The 16484-nt window shown below is 53.5% G+C and carries 13 protein-coding genes, 1 pseudogene and 1 riboswitch; of the genes and pseudogenes, 4 read left to right on the top strand and 10 right to left on the bottom strand.

Annotation, left to right across the window (positions count from 1 at the left end; all coding sequences use genetic code 11):
* Positions 1–34: 34 nt before the first annotated feature.
* Both K1I37_RS05990 and K1I37_RS05985 read left to right on the top strand, forming a co-directional pair.
* Complete coding sequence (locus K1I37_RS05990; protein WP_021297991.1) at positions 35–2188, top strand: type IA DNA topoisomerase; 2154 nt, start codon at positions 35–37, stop codon at positions 2186–2188.
* Positions 2189–2269: 81 nt separating this feature from the next.
* A complete protein-coding gene (locus K1I37_RS05985) occupies positions 2270–2944 on the top strand; it encodes a tetratricopeptide repeat protein (RefSeq protein ID WP_021297992.1) in 675 nt (224 codons plus the stop codon).
* A gap of 118 nt (positions 2945–3062) precedes the next feature.
* On the opposite strand, the gene ltrA is transcribed toward K1I37_RS05985, so the two are convergent.
* The 4 genes from ltrA to xylA form a co-directional block, all read right to left on the bottom strand.
* A complete protein-coding gene (gene ltrA, locus K1I37_RS05980; RefSeq protein ID WP_146822144.1) occupies positions 3063–4475 on the bottom strand; it encodes a group II intron reverse transcriptase/maturase in 1413 nt (470 codons plus the stop codon).
* 506 nt (positions 4476–4981) lie between these two features.
* Positions 4982–6352 carry a sugar porter family MFS transporter gene (locus K1I37_RS05975; RefSeq protein WP_021295577.1) on the bottom strand — a complete coding sequence of 457 codons (1371 nt, stop codon included), beginning with the start codon at positions 6350–6352 and terminating at the stop codon, positions 4982–4984.
* A gap of 261 nt (positions 6353–6613) precedes the next feature.
* Positions 6614–8152, bottom strand: coding sequence for a xylulokinase (xylB, locus tag K1I37_RS05970; RefSeq protein ID WP_021295578.1), 1539 nt, complete (start codon positions 8150–8152; stop codon positions 6614–6616).
* A gap of 5 nt (positions 8153–8157) precedes the next feature.
* Positions 8158–9474 (bottom strand): xylose isomerase, encoded by a 1317-nt coding sequence (gene xylA, locus K1I37_RS05965; protein ID WP_021295579.1) that lies wholly within the window; start codon positions 9472–9474, stop codon positions 8158–8160.
* Positions 9475–9762: 288 nt separating this feature from the next.
* A riboswitch (purine riboswitch) is annotated at positions 9763–9864 on the top strand.
* A 159-nt stretch (positions 9865–10023) separates the two neighbouring features.
* On the opposite strand from xylA, the gene K1I37_RS05960 reads away from it, so the two are divergent.
* Both K1I37_RS05960 and K1I37_RS05955 read left to right on the top strand, forming a co-directional pair.
* On the top strand, positions 10024–10602 hold the full coding sequence (locus tag K1I37_RS05960) for a xanthine phosphoribosyltransferase (RefSeq protein ID WP_031218111.1): 579 nt from the start codon (positions 10024–10026) through the stop codon (positions 10600–10602).
* Between the two features lie 27 nt (positions 10603–10629).
* On the top strand, positions 10630–11958 hold the full coding sequence (locus tag K1I37_RS05955; protein ID WP_021295581.1) for a nucleobase:cation symporter-2 family protein: 1329 nt from the start codon (positions 10630–10632) through the stop codon (positions 11956–11958).
* 114 nt (positions 11959–12072) lie between these two features.
* Here the strand turns inward: K1I37_RS05955 and K1I37_RS05950 are convergent, their stop codons facing one another.
* The 6 genes and pseudogenes from K1I37_RS05950 to ureC form a co-directional block, all read right to left on the bottom strand.
* Positions 12073–12930: an urease accessory protein UreD gene (locus K1I37_RS05950; protein ID WP_152498740.1), complete on the bottom strand. Its 858-nt coding sequence runs from the start codon at positions 12928–12930 to the stop codon at positions 12073–12075.
* Positions 12899–13033: a hypothetical protein gene (locus tag K1I37_RS21800; RefSeq protein ID WP_407653238.1), complete on the bottom strand. Its 135-nt coding sequence runs from the start codon at positions 13031–13033 to the stop codon at positions 12899–12901. The genes K1I37_RS05950 and K1I37_RS21800 overlap by 32 nt, the downstream gene beginning before the upstream one ends.
* Positions 13034–13039: 6 nt before the next feature.
* Positions 13040–13630 (bottom strand): annotated as a pseudogene (locus K1I37_RS05945) (GTP-binding protein); the annotation flags it as partial.
* A 12-nt stretch (positions 13631–13642) separates the two neighbouring features.
* Entirely contained in the window at positions 13643–14329 is a 687-nt protein-coding gene (locus tag K1I37_RS05940; RefSeq protein ID WP_021294893.1) for an urease accessory protein UreF, read from the bottom strand.
* Between the two features lie 12 nt (positions 14330–14341).
* On the bottom strand, positions 14342–14785 hold the full coding sequence (locus K1I37_RS05935; RefSeq protein ID WP_021294892.1) for an urease accessory protein UreE: 444 nt from the start codon (positions 14783–14785) through the stop codon (positions 14342–14344).
* Between the two features lie 14 nt (positions 14786–14799).
* On the bottom strand, positions 14800–16479 hold the full coding sequence (gene ureC / locus K1I37_RS05930; protein WP_051189310.1) for an urease subunit alpha: 1680 nt from the start codon (positions 16477–16479) through the stop codon (positions 14800–14802).
* Between the last annotated feature and the right edge of the window lie 5 nt (positions 16480–16484).

The raw sequence follows: 16484 nt of genomic DNA, 5'->3' as shown, positions 1-16484 counted from the left end.
AAGTCAAAGTCCGTCATCAACGGAGTGAACGACAATGAAGTTACTGATTGCAGAAAAGCCCTCCGTCGCCCGTGATATCGCAGGCGTCATCGGTGGCGTCAAACGCCACGACGGCTACCTAGAAACCAACACACACATCATCACCTGGGCACTCGGACACTTAGTGACGCTCGCCGATGCACACGACTATGATGCGAAATATAAAACATGGCGCATGGAAGATTTGCCGATTGTCCCGAGTCCATTTCGCCTAAAGGTCATTGAAAAGACCAAAGCGCAATATCGAATCGTCGCATCGCTCCTCAAGCGCGCCGAAGAAGTCGTTGTCGCCACCGACGCGGGCCGCGAAGGCCAATTAATTTACGAGCTGATTGCCTTGTCTACCGGGTACAAAGGACCAACGAAGCGCCTGTGGCTGTCCTCGATGACGCCAACGGCGATTCAAGACGCGCTCAAGCGGTTAAAGGACAACCGCGTCTATCAAAACCTCTTTTTCGCTGGATTTGCGCGCGCGCAGGCAGATTGGCTCACCGGCATCAACGCGACTCGCGCCATGACGACGCATGCGGGGACCTTACTGCCCATCGGGCGCGTACAAACCCCTACACTGGCCATGATTGTCCAACGAGATTTGACCATTGAGCAGTTTACACCACAACCATATTTCGAATTACAAGCGCAATTCGTTCATGACGAGGGTACTTACAAGGGAACTTGGATGAACCGCAAGCGCGAAACGCGGATGGATCAGCGTGAGGACGCCCAGCGCCTACTTGAGAAACTACGCGGACATTCTGGAACGATTCGCGATGTCGAAGAAAAGGTCGTCCACGAGCAGCCCCCACAACTGTTCGATTTGACGTCGCTGCAACGGACGGCCAACCAGAAGTATGGCTTTACGGCGGAACGGACACTACAATTGGCACAGTCGCTCTACGAAAAACACAAGGTACTGACCTACCCACGCACGGACAGCCGCTACCTGTCTGGCGATATTGTGCCAACTTTGCGTCGGCGATTACTAGCGGCAAGCGCGCAATTCCCGCATTTCCGAGCGTTGATTCCGGCACAAATCCGCCCTACCAAACGCGTGGTCAACGCGACGAAAGTGACGGACCATCACGCAATTCTTCCGACAGAACAGCCAGTTTCTGCTGCGCTTCGCCCGGACGAGCAAAAGATTTATGAGCTGGTTAGCAAGCAGACGTTGGCGGCGCTCTTGGAACCTGCAGAATGGGCGACGACCACCATTGTGACAGCAATCATGGATGAAATGTTCAAAACGAACGGGCGCGTCCTTGTCAAACCTGGCTGGAAGGCGGTGTTTCAGGTCAATCGCGACACGCGCACGACTGCTTCGGCAGACGAGGACGAAACTGAAACCACGCTGCCTGCCGTCACAAAAGGAGACTCCGTCCAGGTGGCGGACATCCAAGTGGTGGAAAAGGAGACGAAACCGCCCGCTCATTTCACAGAGGCCTCCCTGCTGTCCGCCATGGAAAGAGCTGGACGAGAGGTCGACGACGAAGTTCTGGCAGAGGCGCTCAAAGCGCGCGGGCTTGGGACGCCGGCAACGCGAGCTGCTGTGCTCGAAAAACTGAAACGGGATGGGTACGTCCACGTGGCAAAGAAGCAACTCATCGCGACGGAGAAGGGGAGGTCATTAATCGCAGCCATTCGCGTGGACGCGTTAAAATCTCCAGAGTTAACCGGGGATTGGGAACACCGACTCGCGCAAATTGAAGCTGGAAACTACGACGTGCGTCAATTTATCCACGAAATTACCGAGTTTACGCATATCGTCGTCGGATCGATTCGACAATTTGCTGTTCATGTCGCACCGGACCCGCAAACCGCCTCCACCGCTGTCGGGAAGTGCCCACGCTGTGGAGGACAAGTGGTCGAAACCAAAAAATCGTTCGCGTGCGCAAATTGGAAGTCACATGGATGCACATTTTGTGTCTGGAAGCAAATTTCGGGCCACAACATGAGCGCAGCGCAAGTGAAAGATTTGCTCAACAAACAGCGCACCCGTCCACTGAAGTTCAAAAGTAAAGCGGGCAAACCGTTTCAGGCACGACTTCTGTTGAATCCAGATGGCACAACGACATTCGAATTTCTAAACCAAACCGATTCCGGCGCGACGGGGAAAAAGCGCCCCTATGCAAAATCCGTACCTCGAAGATAGATTCGTATCGTGGTGGAGCGTAGGCTCCACCGTCCAGTTGTGCCCGCAATGGCGCACGCCAACCGTAGGAGGCTCAGATTTGTGTCAAAAGCCCTGCTATTTTCGCTGATTTGGATGCTGACCGGCAATCCCATTCTCGCCATCATCGTGATTCTTGTGATTTACTACGTCATTGACCAACGTTATTTTGGACTCCTACCGAGCGTCGTCAAGCCATTTCGAAGATGGTCTAGAATGTCAAACCTGCGACGCGTCTTGTCTTTCAATCCACATGACATGTCCGCTCGTTACGAATTGGCTCGTATCTACATGGAACGGCGTCAGTTCAAACAGGCCCTGGCGCTATTACAACAACTATCTGAATCCATGCAAAGCGAACCCGCTGTCCTCGCGGACACCGGTGTTTGTCAACTGGGACTCGGACGCTTGGATATCGGTGAACAACTGATTATGGATGCAACCGCGAGCAATCCGAACGTTCACTACGGAGAGCCTTACCTCAAACTCGCGGAAGCCCTAGCGCCCGTCCAACCATCCAAAGCGCTATCCTACCTTTCCAAATTTCAGGAAAGAAATGCATCGTCCTGTGAAGCTTATTACCAATTCGGGCGCCTGCAAAAGCGCCTCGGCAATCAGAAGCAAGCGAAAGCGGCATGGCGACAATGCCTTCGGAACTACAGGACGTTGCCAAAGTTCCGTAAGCGGCGGGACAGGCGTTGGGCACTGCTCGCGCTCATTCGCCAAATGACTGGCTAAAGACGCCAGAAGGCGAGAAAAATCACACATAAAAGCTTTGTGGCCCCAATCGGGTAGAAGGGGGCGACTAACCCCCGTTCTCCCACACCACCGTACGTACCGTTCGGTATACGGCGGTTCATGTTGTGGAACGAAGTGAATCATATCGCTCGACTAAACTCACAAGCCCTTGCTCTCTCCAGTAGGTCAGACCAAGGGCTTTATTCATTTGTGGAGTATTGGAGAGTCGCCAGTGCCCTTTCCGTGAGCTACTTATATTCACGGCCCATTCTCTTGGTATGCCGAGTGAAACCAGCTTACGCCGTTTGGTCTTGGACTGCTTCCATTGTTTCAGCAAGCACATCCTCAGTCGGCGCCGTGTCCACTCATCCAGTTGCTCGAATACGCTTCGAGTTTCAGCATAGCGGTAGTATCCTGCCCATCCTCTCAGGTAGGCGTTGAGCTTTTCCACCCGACTTGCCATCGACTGCCCTCGGCTTCGTCTCGTGAGCTCTCGAACCCTGTCCTTGAACCGTTTGAGCGACTTTGGTGCGACTCGAATTCGCGTCCTCTTCTCCACTGTAAACGAGAACCCGAGAAACTTTCGTTTCCACGGTCGGTCTACCGCGCTCTTCTCCACATTCACTTTGAGTTTCAGTCGCCCTTCTACGTACTTGCGCACACCTTCCATCACTCGCTCTCCCGCCCGCCGACTGCTCACGTAGATGTTGCAGTCGTCCGCATAGCGGACGAAGCGGTGCCCACGACGTTCCAGTTCCTTGTCTAGGTCGTCCAACAAAATATTGGCCAATAACGGGCTCATCGGCCCGCCCTGCGGCTTGCCTTCCTCTGACCTGACGCAAACCCCATTGACGAGTATCCCCGCCTCTAGGTATCTGCGGATGAGTCGGAGGATTCGCTTATCCATTACCTTCCTCGCCACGCGTGCCATTAACATATCGTGGTTCACTCGGTCGAAGAATTGAGCCAAGTCCATGTCAACTACCCACCGGTATCCCTCTGAGACATAGTTGCGCGCCTGGTTTACCGCCATTCGCGCACTATGCCCTGCTCGGAATCCATGGCTGGATGTGGAGAACGTCGGATCAAAGATCGGTGTAAGTACTTGTAGAAGTGCCTGTTGTATCAGGCGGTCTTGCACCGTAGGTATCCCTAACATCCGAATGCCACCGTCTGGTTTCGGGATTTCGACTCGACGTACGGGCATCGGTTTGTAGGTTCCACTCAGGAGTTCTTCTCGGATGCGTGACCAGTTGTCCATTAGGAATGGTCGAAAGGATTTAATCTCCATGCCGTCGACACCGGCCGCTCCTTTGTTTCGCTCCACACGGCGTAACGCTTCGAGCAGGTTTTCCCGCTCTACCACTTGTTCCATCAGGTCGATAGGGTTCTCCTCGCGGGTTGTTCCCTTGGGTTGCGCCGAAGAAAAGCTAGGCACTCCTTCAGTCCCCTGCGGATTCACCGCTTCCTCCTGGAGGTAGCTCCTTTTTGGGATTTTCTGCTGTCTTTGCTTTCCTTGCGAGCTTGCCATGTTCAACCCTCACAATCACGTTCAGGCCTTCCCTGTTTTGGCGTCCCTCCACAGGTACTATGCCGTCTGCTGACTTCTGCCCGTTCAGCGGCACCTTTCAGTACCGGTTACCAGTCTTGCTGGCGTGCCGGACAGACCTCCCCAGGTAAGAGCGCTATCTTTCTCTCCACCTACCCGCCCCATTTACTCTCGACAGCCTTCGGTAGCATGGACTTTGTTTTGTTTGGCAAACTCATCCAGCTGTCGTTAGCCTCACTTGAGGTTCGTGTTCCTCGGGCCGGAGATTTGCCGCCGCCTTCCTTCAGATTCCGCCTCGCGACGGACACCCTTGGCTTGAGCTATGGCTACTGCTACCTTCACCATTCCGGACTTTCACCGTATAGATAGCGCCCATGCTGGGCGCACACAAAAAATGAACCAACCCGCAAGGAGTTGGTTCACACAGTTCGCTGCTGTATCGGTGTTGCGAAATACCACCCACGACCATCACAGAGGACAGGGTAACGTTATCGTTTGACAGGCACAGCGCTGTGACGCCCTGGAACAACCCGGTTGCGCAAATCAATTTCAATCTGTTCAAGGCTGCGGCCCTTCGTCTCATTGACTTTCAGTGCCACAAAGATAAGCGCGAGCACGCCCATCACGCCAAATGCGATAAACAAAGTACTGATGCCAAATGCGCTGAGCAACGACGGGAATGTCAAGGAGACGACCAGATTTGCGAACCAATTGACCACCGCACCGACGCCAACGCCGAGTCCGCGAATGCTCAATGGGAAAATCTCCGACAACATCACCCACATGACCGGACCCCAGCTGATAGAGAAGAAGCAAATATAGGCGGCCAAGCAAATGAGTGTGGTCCAACCCGCGGCGGCGGTTGAGCCTGACAGCGCGTTCATAAAGCCAAGCACGAAGAGCGACAACGCCATACCGATACTTCCGATAATCAACAGGGGCTTACGACCCACTTTATCGATCAGGCGCGTGGCGACAATCGTCATAATCACCTGGACTGTACCGATACCGACCGTCCCCAAAATCGCTGCGGAGTTTCCGAGACCCACTTCTTTAAACGTTGTCGGTGCGTAGTAGATAACCGTATTACAACCGATAATTTGCTGAAATACAGCCAGTCCAATGGCGACCCACAGCGCGGGACGCACCCAGCGGCTCATGAGGTCGTTCCAACCACCCTGCTCTTGTTCATTCGTCTCTTTGATTTGCCGAACTTCCTCTTCGACGCCAACACCTTTACGAAGATGATTCAACACTTGCCGAGCTTCTTGCTCTCTGCCCTTCATCAACAGCCAGCGCGGGCTTTCTGGTAAGAACAGCATGCCGAAAAAGAGAATGAAACCAGGTACAAACGCCAGGCCCAACATCCAACGCCAATCGCCACTTGGGCTGAAAATGTAGTTAATAATATAGGCGAGAAGAATACCGATAACAATCATCAGCTGGTTTAGACTCGACAGAGAACCGCGCGCAGCCGTCGGTGCCATTTCGGACAAATAGGTCGGCACGAGCGTCGAAGCGCTTCCAACAGCTAACCCCAAAACAATGCGGAACAAAATCAAAACCCCAGCATTGGGAGAAAGCGCGGAACCGATGGCGCCTATACAGAAAATCACGGCACCGGCGAGAACCACCTTTTTACGCCCTAATTTATCCGTCAACGTACCACTGATAGCCGCGCCAATCATGGCCCCTACGAGAATGGAACTCACGACAACGCCTTCTGTAAATGAAGTCAGATGCAAGTCTTGTTCGACAAATAGAATTGCACCGGAGATGACACCGGTATCATAGCCAAAAAGCAATCCACCGAGGGCGCCAAAGAAGTAGATCAACGTGTTGTTCACTCTAAAGTTCATCTGAAGTCAACTCCTTTTTCGTCAAGGTCAGTTCGCAGAACAACAACTTGACGATTCCAACAGAATCTCACCATATCTGGTGTCTCTTTTTAGCGTTGCAAAAGCATTTGATCTGAAGGCGATTGCATCTGCTGCAACACTCGATCGCGGCAGATGGGTTTTCTGCATGCGCTTGCATCGGCAAGCGCCAAGCACCGGGCGATTCTGTCGCCGCCCATCAGGGCGGCAACGGATCATCTCAACCTACAAAGGACGACTGAACTACCAAGTTGCAACCTCTTGAAAATGCGGCTTTAACGCTTCGTACAACGACACGTACATCTTGTACGCCTTTTCGTACACCGGGAAGTGAGACGGCTCTGGCCGAATCCCTTCATCCGTCTGAATGAGGGTGTCACAAGCCTCTTGGACGCTCTGATATGCGCCTGTTCCAACGCCAGCGAGCAGAGCTGCGCCAAATGCCGGCCCCTGATTGGATTGCACGGCGTACACGGGTTGCTGGAACACGTCGGCTTGAATCGACTTCCACAAATGGCTGCGCGCGCCACCGCCGGATACGCGAATCTGCTCTACCGGCAAATTCACCCCCTCAATCAGCTTCAAGCAATCTTGCAGGCTAAAGGTGACGCCTTCAAGAATCGCACGGATGAAGTGCGCCCGCTGGTGACGGCCAGTCATTCCAAAGAAAACGCCGCGCGCGAGCGGATCGAGATGCGGCGTGCGCTCTCCCATCAGATACGGCAGATACACGAGTCCTTCGCTACCCGGCGCGATTTGTTCTGCTTCCATCGTCAGAAGCTCGTACGTATCGCGACCAATGAGCTGTGCGGTCATCTGCTCGAGCTGGGTGAACTCGTTGCGGAACCACTGGAGTGATCCGCCGGCAGCCTGCGTCACCCCCATGACGTGCCAGGCACCTGGCACCGCGTGGCAAAACGTGTGCAAGCGGCCCAGGGGATCTTTGACAATCCCTTCTGCATACGCAAATACGACACCCGATGTGCCAATCGTGCTAGAGACGACACCCGAGCGAACAATACCGTTGCCGACAGCGCCCGCGGCCTGATCTCCAGCGCCCGCCACCACACTCGTACCCACTGCCAGACCCGTTTGGTTTGCAGCTTCGGTGGTGACTTTTCCGGTGACTTCCACGGATTCATAGACCGCCGGCAGCCAGGTCATCGGAACCGATAGCGCTTCGCACATCTCCTTCGACCACTGCCGATGCTCTACATCCAACAGCAACGTGCCAGATGCATCAGACACATCCGTTGCAAACTCACCCGTCAAGCGATAACGAATGTAGTCCTTGGGCAGCAATACCTTGTCGATTTGTGCGTAGTTATCCGGCTCATGGTTGGCTACCCATAGCAACTTCGTCGCCGTAAAATTGGTCAGCGGCGGATTGGCCACGAGGCGAATCGTCTCATCCGTGCCAATCTCGCGTTCAATCCAATCGCACTCCGCCTGTGTACGCTGATCGCTCCACAATATCGCGGGTCGAATGACGCGCCCCGTTTCGTCCAACAAGACCAAACTATGCATTTGTCCAGTGAGCCCAATCCCCTGCACGAACGTCGCAGGGACGCCGGACGTATCCAGCACATCCCGCAGCGCAAGGCAAGTGTTCTGCCACCAAACCTCAGGGTCTTGTTCCACGTACAATGGCCGTGGCTGCTGATAACTATATTCGCACGTGGACTCCGCCAGCGTCCGGCCAGTCTCGTCGATGAGGACGACTTTTACCCCAGAGGTCCCCACGTCAATGCCGATAAATCCCTTGCCACGATGATCTGCCATAACCGTCATTCCACTTCTAGTAGATATTGATTCAGCTTCGCGAGCAACAGCTCTTGGCGGCCAGACGTTGTGACGGTTACCGGCTTATCAATGATGTAGTCCTCCAAGGACTTCAAGGTTGCTTTACCGCTCACAATGTCTTGGCCAATTCCGCTCTGATAGCTCTTGTAGCGCTCCTCGATAAACTGGTCAAACACTTTGTCCTCGACGAGCTTTGCAGCCACTTTGAGACCGCGTGCAAACGTATCCATGCCGACGACGTGTCCATAGAACAAATCGATTGGGGTCATGGACGCACGGCGAACCTTGGCGTCAAAGTTCAAGCCGCCAGAGTGCAACCCGCCATTCTTGAGTATCTGATACATCGCGAGCGTCGCGCTGTACATATCCGTTGGAAACTCGTCCGTATCCCAACCAAGCAGCGGATCACCCTGGTTCGCATCGACAGATCCGAGCATGCCGTGAATGCGGCTGACGTACAGCTCGTGCTCAAACGTATGCCCTGCCAGCGTCGCGTGGTTTGCTTCCAAATTCAACTTAAAGCGTTTATCCAAATCATACGTTTTCAAGAATGCAATGGCGCTTGCCGCGTCAAAATCGTACTGGTGCTTGGTCGGTTCTTTTGGTTTTGGCTCAATCAGGAATTGACCTTTGAACCCGATTTCATCCGCGTAATCGCAAGCCATGTGGAACAGGCGGGCCTGATTGTCGAGTTCCAGTTTCATATCCGTGTTGAGAAGGGTTTCATAACCTTCGCGGCCGCCCCAGAACACGTAGTTTTCAGCACCCAGTTCCAGTGCGACTTCCAATCCCTTCTTCACCTGCGCCGCCGCATAGGCGAATACATCCGCTTCCGGCGATGTCCCAGCACCATGGGCAAAACGCGGATTTGAGAACATATTCTGTGTGTTCCACAACAGCTTCTTGCCGCTGGATTTCATGTACTCGCGAATCATCGAGACGATGACATCGAGATTCTTGTTGGTCTCGCGAAGCGTATCGCCTTCCGGTGCGATATCGCGATCGTGGAAACAAAAATAGTTGACGCCCATCTTTTCGAAGAACTCAAACGCCGCTTCCACCCGTTTTTTCGCCAAATCCAAACCGCTATATCCATCCCATGGGCGAATCATATTCGGAAGCCCAAACGGATCACTGCCGGACAGCGTAAAGGTGTGCCAATAGCTGACCGCAAAGCGCAAGTGCTCTTCCATCGTCTTGCCCAAGACAACCTCACTCGGGTTGTAGTGTTTAAATGCCAGTGGATTCGTCGACTTGCGTCCCTCGTACTGAATTCGCTTTACTTCTGGAAAATAAGCCATGTCCATCACCTTTCAAGAGCGGCAATTCATCAAACTGAATGATGACCGTCAAGAATAATTTCATTACGAACAATGCTCATGTTGTAAATAAATCCCTGAGCAAACACCTTTAGTTTGTTCACTCAACATACTTAGAATATAGCAGATGAAACACGAGAATTCAAACTGTAATCGCCAACATTTTGCGCTTTCTTTGGAAGAATAAATAGGATGTGGGTATTTCTCGTGAACTTATCCCGCAACAAATAACTGGTTGTTGCACTGTCGGCCATTTGTTGTTATCGTCTCGTGTGTAAACAGAATAGTGCTCGTATAATCGCGGGAATATGGCCCGCAAGTTTCTACCAGGCAACCGAGAATTGCCTGACTACGAGTGGAAGCGCATCTAGGGTTCCGCACCGCTTTTCGGTGGACTGGTCCAAGCGATGCGACGCACGACGTGCGTACACCATAGGGAGAAAAGCCCAGATGGACAGGTTTCACTTGGAGACGAGTATCCAAGGTATCTGTCCAACTGGGCTTTTCTCGTTTTCGGAAGGGGTCAACCGTGTGAAAGAATTGCAGGCGTATATCCGTAGAGAAGGTGTTGTGCTGTCCGAACACGTGCTCAAAGTCAACTCCTTTTTAAACCACCAAGTCAATCCTTCGCTGGTGATGTCGATTGGCGAAAATTTTGCGGCGCGGTTCCGCGGCGAAGACATCACAAAGGTGATGACGGTTGAAGCGAGTGGTATCCACTTCGCGTTCGCCACGGCTTTGTCCATGGGTGTTCCTTTTATATATGCGAAAAAGACGAAGGCCATTACACAGGACAACGGGGTGTACACCGCATCCACCTACTCGTTCACGCGCCAGCAAACGTACCAAATCACTGTATCCAAGGACTTTTTGTCTAGCGCGGATAGGGTGCTTATCATCGACGACATTCTTGCAGAAGGCGCCAGTGTGAAAGGGTTGCGGGAAATCATCGACGCCGCAGGCGCCAAATTGATGGGGGTTGGTGTCGTCATTGAAAAGAGCTTTCAGAGTGGACGCAAATCTTTGGATGAAGCGGGCATCCCCGTGCACGCGCTAGCTCGAATCGCGGCGATGTCACCCGACGAAGGCATCACTTTTCTCGAGGATTGATAGAGGCTAGATAAAGGAGGACATAGCGTGCTAAACAGACGGAGTATATTCGCATTGGGATTGCAGCACGTACTGGCGATGTACGCCGGCTCAATGGTGGTGCCCCTGATTATTGGTGGATCGTTAAAATTAAACGCATCACAAATGGCGTATCTCATTGCCGCCGACATGTTTACTTGTGGCATTGCCACCTTGATACAGGTCATCGGCACGCGCTATATTGGCATTCGCCTCCCCGTCGTCTTAGGTTGTACGTTTACTGCGGTTGGACCGATTGTCGCCATTGGTCACACGACTAACCTGCCGACCATTTTCGGATCGATTATCATCGCTGGCATTCTCGTCTTTCTATGTGCACCGTTGTTCGGCAAACTACTTCAGTTTTTTCCGCCGATTGTCACAGGTTCAGTTGTCACCATCATCGGTTTGTCCCTGATTCCTGTCGCGATGGACGATGCAGCAGGCGGTTCTGGCAGCCCTGGCTTTGGCGATGCAAACAACCTATTGCTGGCTCTAGGGACGCTGATCTGCATCGTCGTGATGAATCGTTTCTTTAAAGGATTTCTCCGCTCAATTTCCGTGCTTTTAGGGCTCATCATTGGCACCATCGCCGCCTACGCGCTCGGCATGGTCAACTTCAGCTCTGTCGCATCCGCTTCCTGGGTAAACGTCGTTCACCCACTGTATTTTGGCAAGCCCCACCTCAATATTGCGGCCATTATCACGATGTTTATTGTCTGCGTCGTCAGCATGGTGGAATCGACCGGCGTCTATTACGCACTTGGCAAAATCACTGGCAAAGAAATCGAGCGTAAAGACATCGTCAAAGGGCTGCGGGCGGAAGGTATCGCGATTGTCCTTGGCGGCTTGTTCAACACGTTTCCGTACACAGCCTTTTCGCAAAACGTCGGCCTGGTCTCCATGACGCGGGTGAAAAATCGCAGTGTCATCGTGGCTGCAGGCTGTATCTTGCTCGTCCTCGGACTGTTGCCAAAAATCGCCGCACTCGTCACCGTGATTCCGTCCGCCGTCTTGGGCGGTGCAATGATCGCGATGTTCGGAATGGTCATCGCCTATGGCATGCACATGTTAGGCAACGTCGACCTCCGACGTAACGAAAATCTATTGGTCATCGCGTGCAGCGTCTCCATTGGCTTAGGCTGCGCTATCGTGCCAAACATGTTTGCGCATCTACCCAATACGTTAAACATGCTCTTGCAAAGTGGCATTGTACCGGGTACCATTACGGCGGTTGCGATGAACTTATTCCTAAACTACTTTGGCCAGCATGTCACATCTAGTGAAAACGTAGAAACAGAGGGCGTCCACACAGACAACGCGGTTTCATCCATGTAACAATCCATCGATATGCCGTGGCTAAGCCCCGCGATATCATCGAAATAAGAAAGGCGTGCGAGCAGCGGCGTTCACGCAACTTCGCTGCTCGTAGCCGATTTCACCCGTTCCTCGTCACTCGCTAACCACTCCGGCTTGTTCCACCTCGAAACTTTGACGTTGTGCATCTGCTTCGAGTATGTGCGAAACTCGCTCAATCACTTGCTCCACAAACTGCACTCGCCCCGCCATGATACGAATGACCACACCCGCGCCCACCAAATATGACACACCGACTTGCGCCTTGGCAGGGTCGATTGACTCGACAACTTGGTGTAAAGCGTTCTCCACATGGCGCCCCGCACCCACCAAGATGACACTCCCGAGCACCGGGAACTCGCTAGACCAAATGTGGCCTCGCGAAAGTGAATGTCGCCCAACCTGGATGCAGTCGCGTAAAACGAAACCATTCGGCCGAAACAACCGCGTCGTCAGCGATACCAAATTGCAATCCAGCTCAGCTGCCTGTGTGGATTCGGCCGTGAGAACGTCCGCCACAATGGCCCTTGCACCATCCTCTGCATAAATATCAGTGACCGAGGTATAGGTGCAGTGTGAATACGGAATCACGACATTGGGACGCATCGTCAAGTAGCTCTCAGAACCTAGCGTGATGCTGGTTCGCTGGGTTGCGCCCACAGCACCAGGCAACACCTTCGCATAAGACTGAAACCCAACAACCGCCATAGCACCCGAGCCAAGCGTCAAACGCTGTTCGTAGTCGTCCCCGTCCATCGCTCCAGGACCGAGGTGAATCAATTGAACTTCCGGACATGTACCTTCCCGCCGATATACAGGTCGACTCATCCGCAGGAGTCCCAAGAACTGTTGTCGCTCGACAATGGTGCGCTCGCCTCGACGACAAAATTCAACTTCCACTCTACCGGTGATTCCAGTCTCATCAGGGACCGACGAGCATCGCGTTGTATTCAATCCACTGCACCACCTCGTCGAGCCCTTCACCCAATAACAGGTTCGTAAAGAGAAACGGCCTCTCCCCACGCATTCGCGCCGCGTCACTCGCCATCACGTCCAAATTTGCGCCCACGAACGGGGCGAGATCCGTTTTATTGATGATGAGTAAATCCGACTTGCAGATACCAGGGCCACCTTTGCTCGGGATTTTTTCCCCCTGTGCAACATCGATTATATAAATGAGCGTTTTGCAGAATTAACGTTCACAACGCATTTGACACTATATATAGTGTTCCATTGATAGTTCGTACACTATATATGTGCGAGAAACGGTGAAAAATCGAATTCTGCAAAACGCTCAAATCGTAAAATCCGCCAACTCGGGACTGAATGTGGCCGCCAAATTGTCTCCACCACTTTCAACGAACACGAGTTCTAAGTCCGGAAACCGCCCCTCCAAATCGTCTATCGCCTGTAAATTCATCGTCGCGTCCTCACGAATCGCCGTATGCGGACATCCCCCCGTCTCCACACCGATAATCCGCGCTTCCTCCAAAACTCCGTTCTTCACGAGAAATTCCGCATCTTCTCGGGTAAAGATGTCGTTGGTGACGACCGCCATCTCATACGTGCCATAGAACGTTCGCGTCAGGCGTTCGACGAGCGCCGTCTTCCCTGCGCCAACAGGTCCACCAATGCCAATGCGCACCGCATTCATGGAAATCACTCCCTAGGACATGAACAGTCGCCCATTCAAGCGTTTGTGGTTCATTTGCGCAATTTCCCAACGCACGGCCGACGAAGAAATGTCCTCTGGCGTACGTCCAGTAAAATCGGGGGCTTCTTCGATCCAGCGTCGAGCCGTCGCGAGAATTTGCTGCCCGACTGTTTGACCAATCGGGATGGCTCGCACACCTGCCGCGACCAAACTCGACAGTGCACTGTAGAGCACCGCCGTCGTACTCAACGATTGTTCGATGCCCATCTCAGCCGCTGCGACGGCCAACGCAATACCGTGTGTCGTTTCGACTTCGCCCGCGCGCACACGCTGCCAGTACCACTCAGTGATACCACCCGGAACGAGCCCATTTAGAACTTGTAAAGAGCGCCTGCCAATTTGTAGCGCACCGCGCTTCGCCTGCTCGGCAATCAACGATGACGACACCAAGTGGGCGAGACGAATCACGCCAGCAACATCTCTTGCGTGGGCATATGTCCACGCAAGATGTGCCGCTAAACCGTCAAATGGTATCAACTGCAAATCAAACCAACTCTTCAGTGCAGACTGAAACGTCGCTGCATCGTGAACGACCCCTGTTTCAATCAGTGTTTCTAAGCCAAACGAATGGGAAAACGCGCCGTTTGGGAAATTCCCGTCGCAAATCTGAAGCATAAAAGACAATTGTTGAGCATTCATTCCCATCCGCCTTTAGTGCATGTGAGGTGCAAAAATGTGGAGAAACGGCTGTTCCAGCGTGCGCAAGACGCGCGCGCACTCGATGTCCATCCCTTGAAATAGCGATTCCAACAACGGGTGATAGGCGACGAGAATTTCGTTCTCATAAATTTGAATCGGGATGTGGCGATTGCCTAACTGATGCCCCACCTGCGCAATCTGCTCAAAGCTCGCAGGATAAATCGCCAAGACCCACTCCGGTTCCACGCGAACGACGACAATCACGCCGCCGTCCTCCAGCAAAACGTCCCCCGGGCGCAATATCGTATTGCGCGGTAACGACACCTTCAGTTCACGCCCGGCAGCCGTCCGCTTGCGAAACACGCGCCGAGCTAAATCATCGCTTTCCAGCCGCAATTCATCACACTGATGATTCGGAAAGTCGGTTTCGCGGCCCACAATCGCTGTGACCTTCACGAGCTAGACCTCCGTCAAAATAGAAAATACCGTTGCGCCAACGGCAGTACCTCCGCTGGTTCACACGTCAACCACTCGCCGTCTGCTGTCACGCGATAGGTAAGTGGATCAACCTCGATGACCGGCAGCGCGTCGTTGTGCACCATCGATTGCTTGCTGATATTGCGACACTGACGAACAGGTACAACCCGTTTGTTCAACCCGTACTGTTGCACAATACCCAGCGTCAACGACGCCTGCGAGACGAATGTCAAAGACGTCGCATAGCGCGCCTTGCCGAGTTGGCCAAACATCGGCCGGTAAAACGTCGGTTGCGGCGTCGGAATTGATGCGTTCGGGTCACCCATGTTGGCGAGCACAATGGCCCCGCCCTTGAGCACAAGCTCCGGTTTGACGCCAAAAAACGCTGGCGACCAAAGGACGAGATCGGCCAATTTCCCCACTTCCACAGACCCGACATACTGGGAGATCCCGTGCGTGATAGCTGGATTGATAGTGTACTTCGCGACATAGCGCTTCACGCGTGCGTTGTCTGCCCGCCCATCCTCTGCGAGCGCGCCGCGCTGGCGTTTCATCTTATCCGCTGTCTGCCAGGTGCGAATTATCACCTCACCCACGCGTCCCATCGCCTGAGAATCCGAACTCATCATGCTAAAGACGCCCAAGTCGTGGAGAATATCCTCCGCCCCAATGGTCTCCGGCCGAATCCGCGAATCGGCAAAGGCGATGTCCTCAGGGATGTTGGGGTCTAAGTGGTGACAGACCATGAGCATGTCAAGGTGCTCATCAACCGTATTCTTGGTATACGGTCGCGTCGGATTGGTCGATGACGGGAGGACATTTTGCATGGACGCAATTCGGATAATGTCCGGCGCATGCCCGCCGCCAGCCCCCTCCGTGTGGTACGTGTGAATCGTTCGACCATTGATAGCCGCAATCGTGTCTTGAACAAAGCCGCCCTCGTTCAACGTGTCCGTGTGAATCGCCACTTGTACATCATAGGCATCCGCCACCTGCAAACAGATATCAATGGCGTGCGGCGTACTGCCCCAGTCCTCATGTAACTTGAGTCCAATCGCCCCGGCTTCGATTTGCTCAGCCAATGCGCGGTGACCAGATGCGTTCCCCTTCCCCAGATAACCGACGTTCACCGGCAACGCCTCGGCCGCCTCCAACATTCGCCGCAAATGCCACGCCCCAGGTGTCACCGTTGTCGCCAACGTCCCCGTCGCTGGACCTGTTCCGCCGCCAAGCATCGTCGTAATGCCGCTTTGCAGCGCGACATCCACCTGCTGCGGGCTGATAAAGTGAATATGGCTGTCAATGCCTCCCGCAGTCACAATGGTGTTTTCGCCCGCGATGACCTCCGTACTCGCACCAATGACCATACCTTTTGTGACGCCGTCCATCGTCAAGGGATTCCCTGCTTTGCCAATGCCGACGATGTACCCGTCTTTGATACCAATATCCGCCTTCACAATGCCCCACGTGTCAAGAATCACCGCATTCGTAATGACGGTATCCAACACGTCCTCCAGCCTCGTCGCATACGGGTGCTGCCCCATGCCATCGCGAATCGTCTTGCCGCCACCGAACTTTGCCTCATCGCCGTAGACCGTGTGGTCTTGTTCAATCTCAATCCATAACTCGGTATCAGCGAGCCGAATTTTATCCCCCACCGTGGGGCCGTACATCCCTG

Source organism: Alicyclobacillus acidoterrestris, assembly GCF_022674245.1.
Classification (GTDB): Bacteria; Bacillota; Bacilli; order Alicyclobacillales; family Alicyclobacillaceae; genus Alicyclobacillus; species Alicyclobacillus acidoterrestris.
Note: the sequence above shows the minus strand (reverse complement) of the source record. Positions and strands in the feature narration are given on the sequence as shown.

Excerpts from the sequence above, each read along its gene's own strand:
- xylB (WP_021295578.1), bottom strand. The coding sequence starts at position 8,152 with ATGGCAGATCATCGTGGCAAGGGATTTATCGGCATTGACGTGGGGACC.
- K1I37_RS05940 (WP_021294893.1), bottom strand. The coding sequence starts at position 14,329 with ATGAATGCTCAACAATTGTCTTTTATGCTTCAGATTTGCGACGGGAAT.
- K1I37_RS05975 (WP_021295577.1), bottom strand. The coding sequence starts at position 6,352 with ATGAACTTTAGAGTGAACAACACGTTGATCTACTTCTTTGGCGCCCTC.
- K1I37_RS05990 (WP_021297991.1), top strand. The coding sequence starts at position 35 with ATGAAGTTACTGATTGCAGAAAAGCCCTCCGTCGCCCGTGATATCGCA.
- ureC (WP_051189310.1), bottom strand. The coding sequence starts at position 16,479 with ATGTACGGCCCCACGGTGGGGGATAAAATTCGGCTCGCTGATACCGAG.
- xylA (WP_021295579.1), bottom strand. The coding sequence starts at position 9,474 with ATGGCTTATTTTCCAGAAGTAAAGCGAATTCAGTACGAGGGACGCAAG.
- ltrA (WP_146822144.1), bottom strand. The coding sequence starts at position 4,475 with ATGGCAAGCTCGCAAGGAAAGCAAAGACAGCAGAAAATCCCAAAAAGG.